Annotated in this window: 16 protein-coding genes; 8 read left to right on the top strand and 8 right to left on the bottom strand. The window is 62.5% G+C overall.

Going from position 1 to position 16,798, the window contains the following annotated elements; genetic code table 11:
* Positions 1-237: hypothetical protein (locus VF769_RS12545; RefSeq protein ID WP_331008757.1), on the top strand; the 237-nt coding region annotated here is incomplete at its 5' end.
* A complete protein-coding gene (locus VF769_RS12540; RefSeq protein ID WP_331008756.1) occupies positions 234-617 on the top strand; it encodes a hypothetical protein in 384 nt (127 codons plus the stop codon). The genes VF769_RS12545 and VF769_RS12540, both read left to right, overlap by 4 nt.
* A 2-nt stretch (positions 618-619) precedes the next feature.
* On the opposite strand, the gene gor is transcribed toward VF769_RS12540, so the two are convergent.
* The 3 genes from gor to purL form a co-directional block, all read right to left on the bottom strand.
* A complete protein-coding gene (gene gor / locus VF769_RS12535) occupies positions 620-2,005 on the bottom strand; it encodes a glutathione-disulfide reductase (protein ID WP_331008755.1) in 1,386 nt (461 codons plus the stop codon).
* Between the two features lie 3 nt (positions 2,006-2,008).
* Positions 2,009-2,410 (bottom strand): endonuclease domain-containing protein, encoded by a 402-nt coding sequence (locus VF769_RS12530; protein WP_331008754.1) that lies wholly within the window; start codon positions 2,408-2,410, stop codon positions 2,009-2,011.
* Positions 2,411-2,664: 254 nt separating this feature from the next.
* A complete protein-coding gene (gene purL, locus VF769_RS12525) occupies positions 2,665-4,896 on the bottom strand; it encodes a phosphoribosylformylglycinamidine synthase subunit PurL (RefSeq protein ID WP_331008753.1) in 2,232 nt (743 codons plus the stop codon).
* 157 nt (positions 4,897-5,053) lie between these two features.
* On the opposite strand from purL, the gene VF769_RS12520 reads away from it, so the two are divergent.
* The 3 genes from VF769_RS12520 to VF769_RS12510 are packed head-to-tail and all read left to right on the top strand — an operon-like array spanning position 5,054 to position 8,546.
* Entirely contained in the window at positions 5,054-5,503 is a 450-nt protein-coding gene (locus VF769_RS12520) for a MaoC family dehydratase (RefSeq protein WP_331008752.1), read from the top strand.
* Entirely contained in the window at positions 5,503-6,333 is an 831-nt protein-coding gene (locus VF769_RS12515; RefSeq protein ID WP_331008751.1) for a hypothetical protein, read from the top strand. The genes VF769_RS12520 and VF769_RS12515 overlap by 1 nt, the downstream gene beginning before the upstream one ends.
* Before the next feature lie 41 nt (positions 6,334-6,374).
* Complete coding sequence (locus VF769_RS12510; RefSeq protein WP_349258136.1) at positions 6,375-8,546, top strand: S9 family peptidase; 2,172 nt, start codon at positions 6,375-6,377, stop codon at positions 8,544-8,546.
* 133 nt (positions 8,547-8,679) lie between these two features.
* Here the strand turns inward: VF769_RS12510 and VF769_RS12505 are convergent, their stop codons facing one another.
* The 3 genes from VF769_RS12505 to VF769_RS12495 are packed head-to-tail and all read right to left on the bottom strand — an operon-like array spanning position 8,680 to position 12,142.
* Positions 8,680-10,314 carry a peptide ABC transporter substrate-binding protein gene (locus tag VF769_RS12505; RefSeq protein WP_331008749.1) on the bottom strand — a complete coding sequence of 545 codons (1,635 nt, stop codon included), beginning with the start codon at positions 10,312-10,314 and terminating at the stop codon, positions 8,680-8,682.
* Entirely contained in the window at positions 10,314-11,219 is a 906-nt protein-coding gene (locus VF769_RS12500; protein WP_331008748.1) for an ABC transporter permease, read from the bottom strand. The genes VF769_RS12505 and VF769_RS12500 overlap by 1 nt, the downstream gene beginning before the upstream one ends.
* Entirely contained in the window at positions 11,216-12,142 is a 927-nt protein-coding gene (locus VF769_RS12495) for an ABC transporter permease (RefSeq protein ID WP_331008747.1), read from the bottom strand. The genes VF769_RS12500 and VF769_RS12495 overlap by 4 nt, the downstream gene beginning before the upstream one ends.
* An 88-nt stretch (positions 12,143-12,230) precedes the next feature.
* Here VF769_RS12495 and VF769_RS12490 point away from each other — a divergent pair, with 88 nt between their 5' ends.
* From VF769_RS12490 to VF769_RS12480, 3 genes are all read left to right on the top strand, one after another.
* Positions 12,231-12,665: a TIGR01244 family sulfur transferase gene (locus VF769_RS12490; RefSeq protein WP_331008746.1), complete on the top strand. Its 435-nt coding sequence runs from the start codon at positions 12,231-12,233 to the stop codon at positions 12,663-12,665.
* Between the two features lie 152 nt (positions 12,666-12,817).
* Positions 12,818-13,777 carry a hypothetical protein gene (locus tag VF769_RS12485; protein WP_331008745.1) on the top strand — a complete coding sequence of 320 codons (960 nt, stop codon included), beginning with the start codon at positions 12,818-12,820 and terminating at the stop codon, positions 13,775-13,777.
* 12 nt (positions 13,778-13,789) lie between these two features.
* Positions 13,790-14,698, top strand: coding sequence for an MBL fold metallo-hydrolase (locus VF769_RS12480; RefSeq protein ID WP_331008744.1), 909 nt, complete (start codon positions 13,790-13,792; stop codon positions 14,696-14,698).
* Here the strand turns inward: VF769_RS12480 and VF769_RS12475 are convergent.
* Positions 14,695-14,925 carry a hypothetical protein gene (locus VF769_RS12475; protein ID WP_331008743.1) on the bottom strand — a complete coding sequence of 77 codons (231 nt, stop codon included), beginning with the start codon at positions 14,923-14,925 and terminating at the stop codon, positions 14,695-14,697. The two genes, VF769_RS12480 and VF769_RS12475, sit on opposite strands and share 4 nt — an antisense overlap.
* 202 nt (positions 14,926-15,127) lie before the next feature.
* Positions 15,128-16,783 carry a long-chain-fatty-acid--CoA ligase gene (locus tag VF769_RS12470; protein WP_331008742.1) on the bottom strand — a complete coding sequence of 552 codons (1,656 nt, stop codon included), beginning with the start codon at positions 16,781-16,783 and terminating at the stop codon, positions 15,128-15,130.
* Between the last annotated feature and the right edge of the window lie 15 nt (positions 16,784-16,798).

The following is a 16,798-nucleotide window of genomic DNA, read 5'->3' as shown; positions in this document are numbered from 1 at the left end:
CCCGAGGCCATCCAGCAGGTCGCCTTCTTCAAGCGGGACCAGATCACCACTGATCTGATTTGCTGCGAGATTATCGCCAGGGACGAGACTTGGTTCTTCCACGAGGAACAGCCTGAATGGTCGGACGTGCTCGAACTGGTTCAACAGTTGCCAGGCTTCGACGACGAGTGGCTATCGAAAGTAATGCTGCCGCCATTTGCCGAGAACCGGACGATTGCCTTCGAGCGCAGATCATGACGAGACGTCCAACCGACATCATTTCGGCCATGCTGGCGCCATTGACCTTTTTCGAGGCGCGCTGCGACGACAAAAGCACGCTGCGGAAACTCATCGCACTAGCGCACGACAGATCAAGACGACACGAAGCGCACGCCTTATTCTCCGAAATCAGAGCGAAAACTCTTGCCGCTTATGAGCGGAAAGATGATCTCGCGCTGGCACAGTACGCATTCGAGGAAATCTGCGCGAAGACGCTCTACAACCTCACACACGAGCCTGCGCCATTCGATCCTGACTCACCATTTTGGGTATTGCCGCTGGCGCTCGACCTAGGACGCAAACTCGGAGTCACGGACGCCAGCTTGATTAGCCCCCTACTTCGGATCGACCAACAATAACCTCAAGCTGGCGCTTCGTTGTCGTGGCTGACGGGTTCGCCCATGAGGACGAGTTCTTCGGCGGCGGTGGGATGGACGGCGCAGGTCATGTCCCATTGCGCTTTGGTGAGGCCGGCTTTGACGGCGATGGCGGCGAGCTGAATCATCTCCGGCGCATCGACGCCCGCGATATGCACGCCGAGCACGCAATCGGTTTTCGCGTCGACCACGAGCTTCATCATCACGCGCTGCTCATTGCCGGCGAGGATGTTTTTCATCGGCCGGAACACAGTGCGGAAAATCTTGAGCTTGTGGCCCTGCATGCGCGCGTCTTGCTCGCTCAAGCCCACCGTGCCGACAGGCGGGCTTGAGAACACGGCGCTGGCGACATCCTTGTGATCGAACTTGGTCGGGCGCTGGTGAAACTCGGTTTCCACGAAGGCCACCGCCTCGCGGATGGCGACGGGCGTGAGATTGATGCGGTCGGTCACGTCCCCCACCGCCCAGATCGATGGCGTGCTGGAGCGCGAATATTCATCGACGATGACCGCGCCGCGCTCGCTGAGCTTCACGCCGGCGGCTTCAAGGCCGAGTCCATGCGTGTTCGGCGTGCGCCCCACTGCCCACATCACTTGATCGGCTTCAAGCCGCATCGTGTTGGAGAGCGTGACGAGTTTGCGATTGCCGCTGAGCGGGGCGATTTCGCTGATGGTGGAGCCGCAGATCACTTTGACGCCGGAGCGTTCGTAATCGGCCTGCACGTGCATCCGCACGTCATGATCGAAGCCGCGCAGCAAACGCTCGCCGCGATAGATTATGGTGGTTTCGACGCCGAGGTTTGCGAAGATGTTGGCGAATTCAAGCGCGATGAAGCCGCCGCCGGCGATGACGATGCTGGAGGGCAGCTCATCGAGCAGGAACGCGTCGGTGGAGGTGATGCCGAGTTCTTGGCCGGGCGTTTCTTCCGGGCGATAGGTGTGGCCGCCGGTGGCGACGAGGATGCGCTCGGCGGTAAGGTAGCGGCCTTCGCGCGTGAGGCGGATCGTGTGCGCGTCGGTGAGCACGGCGCGATCTTCGATGATGCGCACGCCGGCGGCGTCGAGGTTTTTAATGTAAAGCCCAGAGAGCCGATTCACTTCCGTTTGCACGGTGTCGCGGAGCGTCGGCCAATCGAAGCGCGCCCAATCCACGGTCCAGCCGAAGCCTTTGGCGTCGCGGAAGGCTTGGGAATATTCCGACGCATAGACGAGGAATTTCTTCGGCACGCAGCCGCGCAGCACACACGTGCCGCCCACTTGCACCTGCTCGATGATGGCGACCTTAGCGCCGCTCTTGGACGCCAGCCGCGCCGCGCGCACCCCGCCAGAGCCCGCGCCGATGACGATGAGATCGTAGTCGTATTGGGGCATGCTCTAACCTAACTCCTCACCCGCTTGCGGGGGAGGTGGCTGCGCAGCAGCCGGAGGGGGTAAGTGAAAGGCGATGGTTTCCCATACGCCTGTGAGATTGTCGTACACGTCCGTGCTCGTCACACGCAGCACGCGCCAGCCGTGTTGCGCAAGGTATTTGGTGCGCCGCGCGTCGTGTTCCAACTCTTCGGGTGTGGAATGCGTATAGCCATCGACCTCAATTATCAGCTTGGCGGCCACGCAGGCAAAATCCGCGATATAGGGCCCCACGGGATGCTGGCGGCGAAAACGTGCGCCATTGAGCGCGCGTTTGCGGATGTAGCTCCATAGCAGCGCTTCTGAGCGCGGCATCTTGCGGCGCAGTTGTTTGGCGAATTGGCGGGATTGTTTTTCGCTGTCGCGCACGGTCCCCCTCCCCTCGCTTCGCTCGGACCTCCCCCGCAAGCGGGGGAGGAGTCAGCCCAGCATAACTGCTGCTCGGCTTGCGGGGGAGCTGTCAGCGCGCGAAAGCGCGGCGAGTGAGGGGGCGATGGTGCGCAAAAGTTGGGCGGACTTGCCCCCTCCGGCTCGCTGCGCTCGCCACCTCCCCCGCAAGCGGGGGAGGAGTTTGGACGCAGCACAATATCCTCCCCACGGAGTGGGGAGGATGAAGATAGAGCTTAGTGCGCCTTCTTCATATAGGTGGGCAGCCAGCTTTCGTGGGCGTGGCGGAGTTCGGCGATGTTGACGTGTTCGCGTTGACCGCTTGCGCCGAGATAGGAAATCTCGCGCCCGCCGGCTTCGCCGACGATGAGATAGTCCACGCCCGCCGCACGGGCGCGGCGATCGAGATCGTCGATCTTTTGCGAGGGCAGCGCGATCAGGTAACGCGCTTGATCCTCGGCGAAGAGGAATTGCGCGTCGGTGAGATCGCCTTGGTAGCCGAGCTGCACCCCGACATCGGCGCCGAGCGCCATCTCAGCGGCCGCAAGCGCGACGCCGCCGTCCGAAAGATCATGCGCGGCGCGGACTGTGCCGTCCGCGATCAAGCCACGGACGAAATCGCCGTTCTTCTTCTCAAGAGCCAGATCGACGCGTGGGGCGGCCCCGCCAAGCTTGAAGAGATCGCGTGCATAGATGCTCTGGCCGAGATGGCCTTTGGTTTCGCCGATGAGCACAAGCGTGTCGCCGGCTTTCAGCGCATCGGCCGTGGCGCGGCGTTCGAGATTGTCGATGATGCCGACGCCGCCGATCGCGGGCGTGGGCAGAATGGCTTGGCCGTTGGTCTCGTTATAGAGCGAGACGTTGCCGCTGATGACCGGGAACGCGAGTTCGCGGCAGGCTTCGGCCATGCCTTCGATGGCGTGCACGATCTGGCCCATGATTTCCGGGCGCTGCGGATTGCCGAAATTGAGATTGTCGGTAACGGCGAGCGGCCGCGCGCCGACGGCGCTCAAATTGCGCCAAGCTTCGGCAACGGCTTGCTTGCCGCCTTCGTAGGCGTCGGCTTCGACATAACGGGGCGTGACATCGCAGGTCATGGCGAGCGCACGCTGCGACCCGTAGAGCCGCACGATCGCCGCGTCGCTGCCGCTGTCGGCCAGGGTGTCGCCTTGGACGTGGCGATCATATTGCTCCCAAATCCAGCGCTTCGAGGCTTGATCGGGTTGGGAAAGCAGCGCGGAAAGCGAAGACGCGAAGCCCGGGTAATCTTCGACCAGCCGCTTCTGTTCGCCTTCGGTGAGCGGGATGGCCTTGAGCGGCTGCACATAGGGGCGCTCATATTTCGGCGCTTCGTCGGCCAGGGGCCCGAGCGGAATATCGCACACCACTTGGCCGTGCCATTTTAGCGTGAGCTTGCCGGTGTCGGTGGTTTGGCCGATCACGGCGGCGTCGAGGCCCCATTTTTCGAAGATGCGCTTGGCTTCGGCTTCGCGCCCGGGCTTCAACGTCATCAGCATGCGCTCTTGGCTTTCCGAGAGCATGAATTCGTACGGCGTCATGCCCTCTTCGCGCGCGGGCACTTTATCGAGGTCGAGTTCGATTCCGGCTTCGCCTTTGGAGGCCATTTCCACGGACGACGACGTGAGGCCCGCGGCGCCCATGTCTTGAATGCCGATGATGGCGTCGGTCGCCATCAATTCGAGGCAGGCTTCGATCAGCAGCTTTTCGAGGAAGGGGTCGCCGACTTGCACCGTGGGACGCAGGCCGTCTTCGCCTTCCACGAATTCCGCACTCGCCATCGTGGCACCGTGAATGCCGTCACGGCCGGTTTTGGCGCCGACATAGACCACCGGATTGTTCGCGCCTTTGGCGGCGCTGGTGAAAATCTTGTTCTTATCGGCGATGCCGAGGCAGAACACGTTGACGAGGATGTTCCCGTTGTAGCGCGCGTCGAAATTGGTCTCGCCGCCGACCGTCGGCACGCCGACGCAATTGCCGTAGAAGCTGATGCCGCTGACGACGCCGTCGACCAGTTTGCGCGTCTTCGGATGCTCCGGCTCGCCGAAGCGCAGCGCGTTCATGATCGCAACCGGGCGCGCGCCCATCGTGAACACGTCACGCAGGATGCCGCCGACGCCGGTGGCCGCGCCCTGGAACGGTTCGATGAAGCTTGGGTGGTTGTGGCTTTCCATCTTGAAGATGGCGGCCAGCCCCTCGCCGATATCGATGGCGCCCGCGTTCTCGCCGGGCCCGTAAATCACGTGCGGCGCCTTAGTCGGGAATTTCGCGAGATGCACGCGGGTGGATTTGTAGGAGCAATGCTCCGACCACATCACCGAGAAGATGCCGAGTTCGGTGACGTTCGGGGTGCGGCCGAGTTTTTCCAGGACGAGATCATATTCGTCGCGGGAGAGACCGAATTCTTCGGCGAGAGCCAGCGTGCCTGGCGCGAGCGGGTCTAGGGACATGAGCCAGCGGATAACCTGTGTCGCGATGGGGGGCAATTGGCTTGCAGGACCTAGTTCCGCAGGTCTGGCGTGCCCTGCGCCTGATTGGGGAACGTGACGGCAACTCGACAAGGGCCGTCCCCGGCGATACCTCGGGGATGAGCCGAGGAGACGACCTATGCGTGAAGTGCCGTTGACCGAATTGCCGAGCTTGGTCGGCCAAGAATTGGGCGTTTCGGATTGGCTGGAGATCACCCAGGACCGGGTCAATCGTTTCGCGGACGCGACGGGCGACCACCAATGGATCCATGTGGACGTCGAGCGCGCGACCAAGGAATTGGGCGCGCCAATCGCGCATGGGTATTTGGTGCTGTCGCTGATCCCGTTCCTGGCCAAGAACATCGTCGCCTATCAAGGCGTCAGCCGCGGCATCAATTATGGCTGCAACAAAGTGCGCTTTACGAACATGGTGCCGGTGGGATCGCGGGTGCGCATGCGGGTGAAGTTGGAAGCGTGCGAGATGCGCGCGGGCGCGTACCAATTGGTGAACCAGTGCACGATCGAGGTTGAGGGCCAGGAGCGCCCGGCCTGCGTCGCCGAAACAGTGTCGCTGCTCTACGCCGGCTGATGCTGACCTTCGTCGAAAGCATTTCGCTCGCGGGCGATCGGGCGAAGCAGAACGACGATGCGTGTGGGTTTTTGGGCGATCGCGCTTGGGTGCTCGATGGCGCGACGGACTTGCATGGCGAACCGCTGACGGGCTGGAAATCCGACGCGAGCTGGATCGCCAACATCGCAAACAGCCAGCTCCACGGTATGGAAGGCGGCGACCTTCGCTCCGCCGTGTACGAGACAAGCGTCGTCGCTTCTCAGGCATTCACCACCCTCCTGGCAGGTCGGACGTTCGAGCGCTGGCAATCCCCGATCTCTTCCTTGCTGATGATTGAAGAGACATCCGAGGGCGTTGCCGGCATCGATCTGGGCGATAGCCGTTTGTTTGCTTTGGACGCGACCGGGATAGTGCATGTGACTGGCGGGCCAAAAACGGGGCGCGAAGCAGAGACGCGCGCGGCGGCGCAGCAGACCGATGCGGATAAGCCATTATTGGAACGCACGGCGACGATTGAGATGTTGCGGCGGGGGCGCGCGGCGCTGAACCAAGACGGCGCGCACTGGACGTTTGGGATTGATCCCAAATGCGCCGATCATGCGCGGGCATGGTCATTCAAACTCGCGCGGCCGGCGCATGTGCTTTTGATGACGGATGGGTTCGCGGCGCTGACGGATCAATATGGCGCGTATGATGCGGCCGGCTTGGTGCGCGCGGCCTTGGATAAGGGTCTGCAGGAACTTGGGCGGGAGCTTCGCGCGATCGAAGCTCAAGATTCGGGCGGGACGCTGCATCCGCGGTTCAAGAAGAGCGATGATGCGACAGCGTTGCTGATGCGTCTGTCGTAAGGGTGTTGACGCCGGCTTGGGGCTTCCCCGAACTGGCGGGCATGAATAGACGTGAACTTCTCCAAGCCAGCGCCGCGCTGCCGGCGCTTGCCCTTCTCCCCGCTTGCGCAAGTACGGATGCCGCAATGACCCTGACGCCCCCGATCGCCCGCCGCGAGCCCAAGCGCATCGAACAATTGGGGCGCGTGCGCACCGACGATTATGCCTGGATGAAGGACGACAATTGGCAGGAGGTGATGCGCGATCCATCGCTGCTGCGCGCCGATATTCGCGCGCACCTGGATGCGGAGAACGCCCATCGCGAACAGGTGATGGCGCCGACGGCTGAATTGCAGGAGCGGCTCTATCAAGAGATGCGCGGGCGCGTGAAGGAAGACGATTCCACCGTGCCGGCCGCGGACGGGCCATGGGAATATTATCGCCGCTTCGAGACGGGCGCGCAGCACCCGATCCATGCGCGGCGCCCGCGCGGCGGCGGCGCCGAGCAAATTCTAATCAATGTCGATGAGCAGGCGCGCGGCAAGACGTTCTACAAAGTCATCGCCGGCGAGCATTCGCCGGATCACGCGCTCTATGCCTATGCGGTCGATGAGCAAGGCTCGGAAATCTACACGGTGTTTGTGAAAGATCTGGCGAGCGGCGAGACGCTGGCGGGGCCGATCACCAATTGCACCGGCGATTTTAGCTGGTCGCCGGATTCGCAATTCATCTTCTGGACGTTCCGTGATGATAACGGCCGCCCTTCCCGCATCTTCCGCAGGCCAGCGCGCGGTGGCGAGGACACGCTTGTTTATGACGAGCCGGATGACGGCTTCTTCTTGAGCGTTGGCAATACGGAAAGCGACGAATTCATCGTCATTTACGCTGGCAATGGCAGCCAATCGGAAATCTATACGATCCCGGCGGCGACACCGACCGCGGCGCCGACACTGTTCGCGGCGCGCGAAGAGGACATGCTCTACACGCCGACCCATTGGAACGGACGTTGGTACGTCCTGACCAATGCCGATGGCGCGGTGGACTTCAAGGTGATGATCGCCGAGCCCGGCCGCACGGCGCGGGCGCACTGGCGTGATTTCATCCCGCACGAGGCGGGCCGCTACATTCTGGGCTTGGGCGCGACCAAGGATTATCTCGTGCGCGCCGAGCGCATTAACGCGCTGCCGCGGATCGTCGTGCGCCACAAGGCGGGCGAAGAGCACACGATCGCGATGGCGGAAGAGGCCTACAATCTCGAACTCGTCGGCGGCTACGAGTACGACACGACCAATCAGCGCTTCGTCTATGATTCGCCGACGACGCCGCTGCAGACCTACGATTACGATCTGGCGGCGCGCACACGGGTGTTGCGCAAGACGCAGGAAATCCCGAGCGGCCACGATCCGGCGGCGTATGAGGCGCGGCGCTTCTTCGCCACCGCGAGCGACGGCAAGCGCGTGCCGATCACGGTGCTGATGAAGCGCGGCACGCCGCTCGACGGCTCGGCCCCGCTCTATCTTTATGGCTATGGCTCGTACGGCATTTCGATGGACGCGGATTTCTCGATCCGGCGTCTGAGCTTGGTCGATCGCGGCTGGGTCTATGCGATCGCGCACGTGCGCGGGGGTTCGGAAATGGGCTTCGGCTGGTTTCAGGACGGGCGGCGTTTCGCGAAGAAGAATTCGTTCAGCGATTTCGTGGCGTGCGCGGAAGAGCTGATTTCGCGTGGCTACGGTCGCGCGGGCAACATCGTCTGCGAAGGCCGCTCGGCCGGCGGGCTGCTGATGGGCGCGATCACCAATATGCGGCCTGATCTGTGGGCCGGCGTGATTGGCGGCGTGCCGTTCGTGGATGTGTTGAACACGATGAGCGACACCTCGCTGCCGCTGACGCCGCCGGAATGGCCCGAATGGGGCAATCCGCTGGAGAGCACGGAAGCCTACGATTACATCGCCTCGTACTGCCCGTACTCGAACATTACGCATAAACCCTACCCGGCTGTGTTGGCGACGGGAGGTCTGACCGATCCGCGCGTGACCTATTGGGAGCCGATGAAGTGGGTGGCGAAGCTACGCCCGCACACGACGAGCGGACGGCCTGTGTTGCTGAAGATGAACATGGGCGCGGGCCACGCAGGCGCGGCGGGGCGGTTCGAGTTCTTGCGTGAACTGGCGCACGATTACGCGTTCGCGATCAAGGCGATTGGTGCGGAAGAAGCGGGCGGCGCGTTCTAGCGCTTTGTGCTCCCCCGTTTACGGGGGAGCTGTCGCGAAGCGACTGAGGGGGCGAGAGGCGCGCGCAAGCGTCTACCGGACTTACCCCTCCGGCTCGCTTCGCTCGCCACCTCCCCCGCTTGCGGGGGAGGAGTTAGGTGCGGATGCCGAACCAGCGGGCGCGGTGATAATCGTTGATGTTGTCTTCGTAGCCGGTGAGGTCCGGGTGCACGAGATTGGTCGAGTTGATGAACACGCTCATGCAAATGGGCGCTTCATCAAGCGCGAGCTGCTCGGCCGCCGACATGATCTCGCCGCGGCGCGCGGCGTCCATCTCGAAATCGGACGCATGCACCAGACGATCATATTCGGGGTTTGAATAGCCCGGATAGTTTTGCGGCCCGGTGCGGGTTTCCAGCAGATAGAGATAGATTTTCGCGTCGTTATAGTCGGCGATCCAGCCGCCGTCGCCGACGTCGAAATTCTTGGCGCGCAGATTGGCGTAATGCACCTGCGTTTCCGTGCCGCGCAGCTCCACACTCACCCAGGGCGCGATCTGGCGCCAATTGCTTTGCACGATGACGGCGACGCGGGGATTGTCGCTGGTGTTGCGGTGCGAGAATTCGAAACGCAGCGGATTGTTCGGACCGTATCCAGCGGCCGTGAGCAGACGGCGCGCTTCTTCGCGACGTTGCTCGATCGGTTGATCGGCCCAGCGATAGCGCGCCGTGCCCGGATAATTCGCGATGCCCGGCGGCACGAATTTGTAAGCCGCCTGCTCGCCGGTGCGATAAATATTGGCAGCCACCCAGTCGCGGTCATAGGCCATGCATAAGGCTTGGCGCACGCGTTGATCATTGAACGGCGGCTTGGTCATGTTGAACGAAAAATAATTGCAGGTGAGGTACGGCGCGACGCGCACATAGCCTGGCAGCGCGCGGCGCAATTCGTTGACTTGGTTGGAAGGAAAGCGGGTCGACCAGCCCGCCTCGCCGCTCATCACCTTCCGCGCCGCCGCGTTCACGTCGTTCGAGGGATAGAAATAGAGATTCTCCATCGCCACGTTGGCGGCGTCGAAGAAATTCGGATTGCGCTGCAGGTGGACAATGTAGTTCGACCACCATTTCACCAGCGTGAAGGCGCCGTTGACGGCGATGTTGTCGGGGTGAACCCATGAATCGCCATGGCGTTCGACGATGTGCTTCGGCACCGGGTACGCCGTGTAGTGCATGAGCAATTCAGGCAGGTACGGCGCCGGGTGTTCGAGTTGAATCTCGAAGGTGAGATCATCGAGCGCGCGCACGCCGACATTGTCCGGGCTCATCTCGCCCGCGTTCACCGCCTGCGCATTCTTGATCGGATAGAGGATCGCCGCGTACTCGGCGAGATTGTTAGGATCGAGGATGCGCTTGATCGCGAATTCGAAATCGTGTGCGTCGCAGGGTTCGCCGTCAGACCACTGCGCCTGACGCAGGAAGAAGGTCCAGGTGCGCCCGTCTTCGCTCACTTCCCAGCGTTCGGCCATGCCGGGGATCGGTTCGGCCTTGGCGTTTTCGGTGGTGAGGCCGACGAACATGTTGCCGATGATGTTGTTCTCCCACGACCCAGAGGCTTTGTGGGGATCGAGCGACAGCGGCTCGCCTTGATTGCAGATATCGAGCGAGCGATTGGCTTTATCGAAGCCGATCACGCGGCCATTGCTGCAGGCGCCCAGCGAGGCGGCGGCGGTCAAACCGCCCGCGCCGGCCAGCAAGGCGCGGCGACTGGTCCAAAACGGTTGGTTACTCATCACCGCTCCTTCGGGTCGAGCGCATCACGCAGACCGTCGCCCAGGAAATTCAGCGCCAGCAGCGTGATCAACATGGTCACGGCGGGCGCAATCAGCATCCACGGCGCCTGCATCTGCCCCATGCCGCGCGCCAGGAGGCTGCCCAACGAACTCAACGGTTCCTGCACGCCGAGACCGATGAAGGACAAAAAGCTCTCCGCCAGGATAATCACTGGAATGTTGAGTGTGGCGAAAACCACCACCGGCCCCAGCACATTGGGCACGATGTGGCGCAACACGATTTGAATGGGCTTGGCGCCCGAGGCGCGCGCGGCTTCAACGAATTCCTTTCGCCGGAGCGCAATGGTTTGACCGCGCACGATACGCGACATGGTGAGCCATTCCACCGCGCCAATGGCGCAGAAGACAAGCACCAGATTGAGCTCAGGACTATCGAGCTGCACGACGGTCATCAGCACGATGACGAAAAACACGAACGGGATGGAATACATCACATCCACAAATCGCATCATCAGGTCGTCAACAATGCCGCCCGCGAAGCCCGCGATAGCGCCGTAAAGGACACCAATGGTCAGCGACACGGCCGTCGCGCACGCGCCGACCAAGAGCGAAATCCCAAGCCCAGCGATCACGCGCGCGACCATGTCGCGACCTTCGGTGTCGGTGCCGAGCAGATGCATGTTCTCGAAAGTGGGCGCGATGCCGACGCTATCGCGGAAAATCTCGTCGTACTTGTGCACCCACAGCATTGGGCCAAAAATCGCGATCAGCACCAGCAGCGCCACGACGTAGAGGCTGACCACAGCCGCAGGATTGCGCATCAGGCGACGGCGGGCGTCCTCCCACAGCGAGCGGCCTTTGATCGCGCGCGGCGCTTGTGCGTCTTCGATAAGAAAATCGGTCATGTGCGGGACCTCGGATCGAGCACGCGGTAGAGAAGATCGGACACGAGGTTCAACACGATGATCAGGAAGGAATATATCAGCACCACGCCCATCACCATCGTGTAGTCGCGCTGCTGGGCGGCGATGACGAATTGCTTGCCGATGCCCGGCAGCTGAAACACCGTCTCGATCACGAACGACCCGGCCATGACGCCGGCGAGCGCGGGGCCCGCATAAGAGACAATTGGCAGCAGCGCGACCGGCAGCGCGTGCTTCAGGATGACCTGCATCTCGGGCAGGCCCTTGGCGCGGGCGGTGCGGATGGCATTGGAGCGCAGCGCTTCGATCATCGAGGCGCGCATCAGACGCGAGATCACCGCGATGAGCGGCAGTGACAGCGTCAGCACCGGCAGAAAGAGGTATTGGAGCGCGTATTGGTCGCGGTAGAGGCCGGCGGTCGGCAGCCATTGCAGCTGCACGCCGAGGATGAGCTGCAAGACGGGGCCAACCACAAGGGGCGGCAGACACACCCCAGCGATGGCAATGGCCATGACGGCGTAGTCCTGCACCTTATTTTGCCGCAACGCCGCCAGCACGCCGAGGCCGCCGCCGACGAATAGCGCCAAGAACATCGCGCTCAGTCCCAGCACCGCGCTGGTGGGGGCGCCTTCGGCGATGATGTCGATGACGTCCTTGTCCTTGTAGGCCATCGACGGGCCTAGATCCCCGCGAACCAAACCGGCGATGTAATGGCCCAGCTGCTCGTGGATCGGCAGATCGAGCTTGTACTCCGCCAGCAGACGCCGCTCGATCTCGGCGGGCATCTGCCGCTCCTTCGTGAACGGTCCGCCCGGCGCTAAGTGCATGAGCACGAACGCCGCGGCGACAATTGCGAGGAGCGTGGGGATCGCGAACAGAAGGCGCCTGACGGCTTGTGCGAGCATCCCTAGGTCCTGACAACGCCGAAGCAGCGGCTACGTGAATTGTGCGAAACCTTGCTTCCCGGGCAAGCCGTGTCAACTTGTGTGCGACATGTCTGAGTTCCATCGCGTCACACCGCACTTCGCCGTCGCCGGACAGGTGACCTTGGACGATATCGCCCGCGCCAGCGCCGAGGGTTTCAAGGTGCTGGTGATCAACCGGCCAGAAGGCGAGGACCCGGATCAGCCCAGACTGACCGATGTGAAAGCCGCGGCCGAGGCGGCGGGGCTCCAATTCCACGCCCTCCCCTTCACCGGGCCGCCCCCGCCGGCCGCCGTGGCGGAAACGGCGGAAATCATTGAACAAGCCCCCGGGCCTGTGCTGGCCTATTGCCGAACCGGCCGCCGCTCAATAATGGCGTGGGCGATGGCGGAGGCTCTGGCCGGGAACAAGACGCCCGACCAGATTATCGCCTTGGCGGCAAAGGCAGGGTACGACTTGGCTGGGGCGCGGGGGGCGCTCGATACATTAGCGCCGAAACCTTAAGCGGGCGGCGGCGTAAGCATAACCCAGGCAAGTTTCATCAATACGATCAGGGACAGGGCGAGCAGCACAGTGCGCACGCGATCTAATGCGAACAGGCACAAGGCGATGGCTGCTTCCATAGCGCCCGTCCAAGCAAAGCACGGGCCGCGCGCGTGACCGACGCCACGCCACGCGTCTTCCAGACCTCCGGCAAGGTTTGGCTGAAGGACTTCGAGTTCGGGTTAACCGGCTTGAAGGTGCGCAAGACGGGCGCACTCGTACCCTATTCACCCTCTGTGATCGCGCAGGTTACGGCGTGGTTTCGCTATTTCTTCGCCGCCCAGCGCATCGAACCGATGCAGCCGCGCTTCAAAATCTTCTTCGCGCCGGAGCGCGCACGTCCCTGGTATCTGATTTGGGCTGTTTCGCGCGCCGCGGGCGCCAAACTCGCCAAGGAGGCCGCCGACGCCGACGTGGTGATGCATTTCGAAGACGCGACTTACAGCCCCAACGATCCGCCCGCCAAACTGAAGCCAGGCGTGAAATTGGTGAATTTCGGCTGCCGCGATGTCTCAAAAACGAACGTCGCCCGCGCCTGCAAAGCCGCCTTCGGCAATGAATTAGCGGTCGATCCGCTCCAATATTCCGGACTCGCGGTCGAGAAATCTGAGATCAATGCGGCGCATGACGGCCGCATCGTGCAATGTCCCACCACGCCCGTGCCGGGGCGGGTTTACCAGCGTGTGGTCGACAACCGGATGCCGTCGGACCTCAATCTTGTGGAGGACCTGCGCACCTCGACCGTCGGCGGCAAGCCGGTCGTGGTGTTCATCAAGCGCCGCGAAGTAACCAAGCGCTTCCTCAATACGAACGTGGACGTGCAGTTACGCACTCCGGAGGAAATGTTCACGGCCGAAGAACTCGAGCAGATTTCCGCGTTTACGCGCGAGATCGGTTTGGAATGGGGCGGCGTGGACGTGCTCCGCGACCGAACTGACGGCAAGCTCTATATCGTCGATGCGAACAAGACGGATATGGGCCCGCCGATCGGCTTGAACTTGCCGGACAAGATCGTAGCTACGCGTAGGTTATCCAAGGCGTTCCGCGAATTTGTGCGGGGCGCTGGCAATTGAGGTGATGCATACATGGCGGCCAAGATCCCTTTTGTCCGCGAGATGGAATTCACCTACGAAGAGCCGCAGCAAGTTAGCCCGCTGATCCGGCGCTTGGTGGCCAACAATCCCGGCCCCTTCACCTATTTGGGCACGGGCGTTTACATCATCGGCCGCGGCGATGTGGCGATCATCGACCCTGGCCCTGATAAACCCGAGCACATCGAAGCCTTATTGCGCGCCGTTGAGGGCGAACGCGTCACGCATATCTTCGTCACGCATCGCCACATGGACCACAGCCCCGCCGCACATCCGCTGGCGCGCGCCACGGGCGCGAAAGTGTATGCAAGCACGGAGCCGCCCAAGCCGAGCGATTGCGATGAATTGCGCTTGGAGGCTGGCGATGATCACATCTTCACGCCAGACCTTGATGTGAGCGACGGCGATCGTTTCAGCGGTCCGGGTTGGACGATTGAAGCGGTTTCGACGCCCGGCCATACGTCGAACCACATGGCGTATGCGTTGCTCGAAGAGAACGCCCTCTTTCCCGGCGATCACATCATGGGTTGGTCGACAACGGTGATTGGTCCGCCCGATGGCGACATGAGCGCGTATTTCGCGAGCCTCGAGAAAGTGCGCGACCGCAATTACGATACGCTGTGGCCCACCCACGGCCCGCCGGTGCGCGAGGTGCGGCCGTTCGTCGAAGCGTATTTGGCGCATCGCTTGGCGCGCGAGGCGCAGGTGCTGGCGCAGCTCGAAAGCGGCAAGCGCCTGATCAAGGATATGGTCAACGAGATGTACGCCGACGTGGACAAGCGATTGCATCCGGCGGCGTGCCATTCGGTGCTGGCGCACATGATCCGCCTGGTGGAGCTGGGCCGCGTGGCGACGGAAGGCCCGCCTTGTGTCGATAACGAATATTGGCTGAAGCGCGCCTAGTGGACGCGCGGCGCGGCGTCGTCGAACAATTCGACGCTGACGATACGACCGTTCTTGCTGAGATCGCGGATTTGCCAAGCGCGCGCGCCGTGCGCCGTCTGCGCCTGTTCAGACCACGCCTGCGCTTGGAACTCAGCCAATCGAAGATCGTGCGCTTCCGGTTCGCGCGTGAGGCACACGGACTCCTCATCGCTGGGCCGGCGGAGAAACTCGATTTGGTAGCGCATTGCAGCCTCCCTGCTGCAAAACATGCGCCACGCTCGGAACGCCGAAAATCGCCAAGGCGCGCTAGGCGAAAGGACCTAGGAACCTTCGCTTTTGTTGGGAACGAATGCGCGGCTCAGCCGTTAACTTCAAACCTGAGCAAAAGGCAGCAATGCCCGCCGCGAAGGTAAGGAACGGCGCCGAGCGATCGGCGCCGTTTTTTTCTTACTCGGCCGCTTGGGCGCTCGGGAGCTTGTAGTCCTTGAACGTCTCACGCAGCGCCAGCTTGTTGATCTTGCCGGTGGCGCCGAGCGGAATTTTCTCCACAAACACGACATCGTCCGGCGTCCACCATTTGGCGATTTTGCCTTCCAGGAACGCGAGCAATTGCTCGCGCGTCGGCTGCGCGCCGGGCTTCGGCTCGATGATCAGCAGCGGACGCTCGTCCCATTTCGGATGCAGCACGCCGATCACGGCCGCGTTCGCCACGCCCTCGGCGCCGACCGCGATGTTTTCGATATCGATCGAACTGATCCATTCGCCACCGGACTTGATGACGTCCTTGGCGCGATCGGTGATCTGCATGATGCCGAGCTCATCGATGGTGGCGACATCGCCCGTATCGAAGAAGCCGCACGGCTCCAGGCACTCGCCCTTCTCGTTCTTGGCGCCGGCATTCTTGAAATAGGCGCGCGCGATAGAAGGACCGCGCACGAGCAAGCGTCCAAACGCCTTGCCGTCGTGCGGCTTCAGCTTGCCGTCGTCGTCGACGATTTTCATCTCGACGGTAAAGGGCGGACGGCCTTGCTTCAGCTTGGTCTTAATCTGCGCTTCGTGATCCATGGCGGCGTGCTCAGGCAGCAATTTGCCGACAGAGCCCATCGGGCTCATCTCGGTCATGCCCCAACCATGCAGCACTTCGATGCCGTAATCTTCCTCGAAGGCGCGCAGCACCGCTTCCGGCACTGCGGACCCGCCAATGACGACGCGCTTCAGTGTGGTCGGCCTCAGATTGTTCTCGCGCAGGAAGGCCAGCAAGCCGAGCCAAACCGTTGGCACGGCGGCGGTGAAGGTGACGCCCTCCGTCTCGAGCAATTCATACACGCTCGGCCCGTCAAGCTTTGCCCCGGGCATGACGAGCTTTGCGCCACACATCGGACCGACGAAGGAAATCGCCCAGGCGTTGGCGTGGAACATGGGCACGATTGGCATGACCACGTCGCTTGCGCCGCAGCCGAACACATCGGTCTGGTTGGCCGCCATCGCGTGCAGCACGTTGGAGCGGTGCGAGTAGAGGACGCCCTTCGGATCGCCCGTGGTGCCCGAGGTGTAGCAGAGGCCCGCGGCCGTATGCTCGTCGAAGCCGCCCCAAGCCGCCTCCTGGGCGTGGCCGTGGATGAAATCCTCATACGCGACGAAATGAGTCACCGAGGATTTCGGCGTGTGCTCGCGATCTGTGAACGCGACATAGGTTTGCACCGTTTTCAGCAGCGGCGCGATTTTCTCCACGATGGGGGTGAAGGTCGTGTCGAAGAAGAGGATCTTGTCCTCGGCGTGGTTGATGATCCAGGCGATCTGCTCTGGGAAAAGACGCGGGTTCACGGTGTGCAGGATCGCGCCCATGCCCATGGCGCCGTACCAGGCCTCGATGTGACGTTCGGTGTTCCAGGCCAAGGTCGCGACACGGTCGCCAAGACCCACGCCGCGCTCCTGCAGCGCGTTGGTGACTTGCTTGGCCCGACGCCAGATGTTCGCGTAGGTTGTACGGGAGATCGGGCCTTCGACGCTGCGCGTGACCACCTCGCGGCGTGGGAAATTGGCCTTCGCATGGTCGAGGATACGATCGACCGTCAGCGGCCAGTCCTGCATGAGCCCGAGCATTGCCGTCACGCCTCC

This window comes from Vitreimonas sp. (genome assembly GCF_036392335.1).
GTDB lineage: Bacteria > Pseudomonadota > Alphaproteobacteria > Caulobacterales > Aquidulcibacteraceae > Vitreimonas.
Note: the sequence above shows the minus strand (reverse complement) of the source record. Positions and strands in the feature narration are given on the sequence as shown.

Excerpts from the sequence above, each read along its gene's own strand:
- gor (WP_331008755.1), bottom strand. The coding sequence starts at position 2,005 with ATGCCCCAATACGACTACGATCTCATCGTCATCGGCGCGGGCTCTGGC.
- VF769_RS12520 (WP_331008752.1), top strand. The coding sequence starts at position 5,054 with ATGCGTGAAGTGCCGTTGACCGAATTGCCGAGCTTGGTCGGCCAAGAA.
- VF769_RS12480 (WP_331008744.1), top strand. The coding sequence starts at position 13,790 with ATGGCGGCCAAGATCCCTTTTGTCCGCGAGATGGAATTCACCTACGAA.
- VF769_RS12540 (WP_331008756.1), top strand. The coding sequence starts at position 234 with ATGACGAGACGTCCAACCGACATCATTTCGGCCATGCTGGCGCCATTG.
- VF769_RS12505 (WP_331008749.1), bottom strand. The coding sequence starts at position 10,314 with ATGAGTAACCAACCGTTTTGGACCAGTCGCCGCGCCTTGCTGGCCGGC.
- VF769_RS12475 (WP_331008743.1), bottom strand. The coding sequence starts at position 14,925 with ATGCGCTACCAAATCGAGTTTCTCCGCCGGCCCAGCGATGAGGAGTCC.
- purL (WP_331008753.1), bottom strand. The coding sequence starts at position 4,896 with ATGTCCCTAGACCCGCTCGCGCCAGGCACGCTGGCTCTCGCCGAAGAA.
- VF769_RS12515 (WP_331008751.1), top strand. The coding sequence starts at position 5,503 with ATGCTGACCTTCGTCGAAAGCATTTCGCTCGCGGGCGATCGGGCGAAG.
- VF769_RS12500 (WP_331008748.1), bottom strand. The coding sequence starts at position 11,219 with ATGACCGATTTTCTTATCGAAGACGCACAAGCGCCGCGCGCGATCAAA.
- VF769_RS12510 (WP_349258136.1), top strand. The coding sequence starts at position 6,375 with ATGAATAGACGTGAACTTCTCCAAGCCAGCGCCGCGCTGCCGGCGCTT.
- VF769_RS12470 (WP_331008742.1), bottom strand. The coding sequence starts at position 16,783 with ATGCTCGGGCTCATGCAGGACTGGCCGCTGACGGTCGATCGTATCCTC.
- VF769_RS12495 (WP_331008747.1), bottom strand. The coding sequence starts at position 12,142 with ATGCTCGCACAAGCCGTCAGGCGCCTTCTGTTCGCGATCCCCACGCTC.
- VF769_RS12490 (WP_331008746.1), top strand. The coding sequence starts at position 12,231 with ATGTCTGAGTTCCATCGCGTCACACCGCACTTCGCCGTCGCCGGACAG.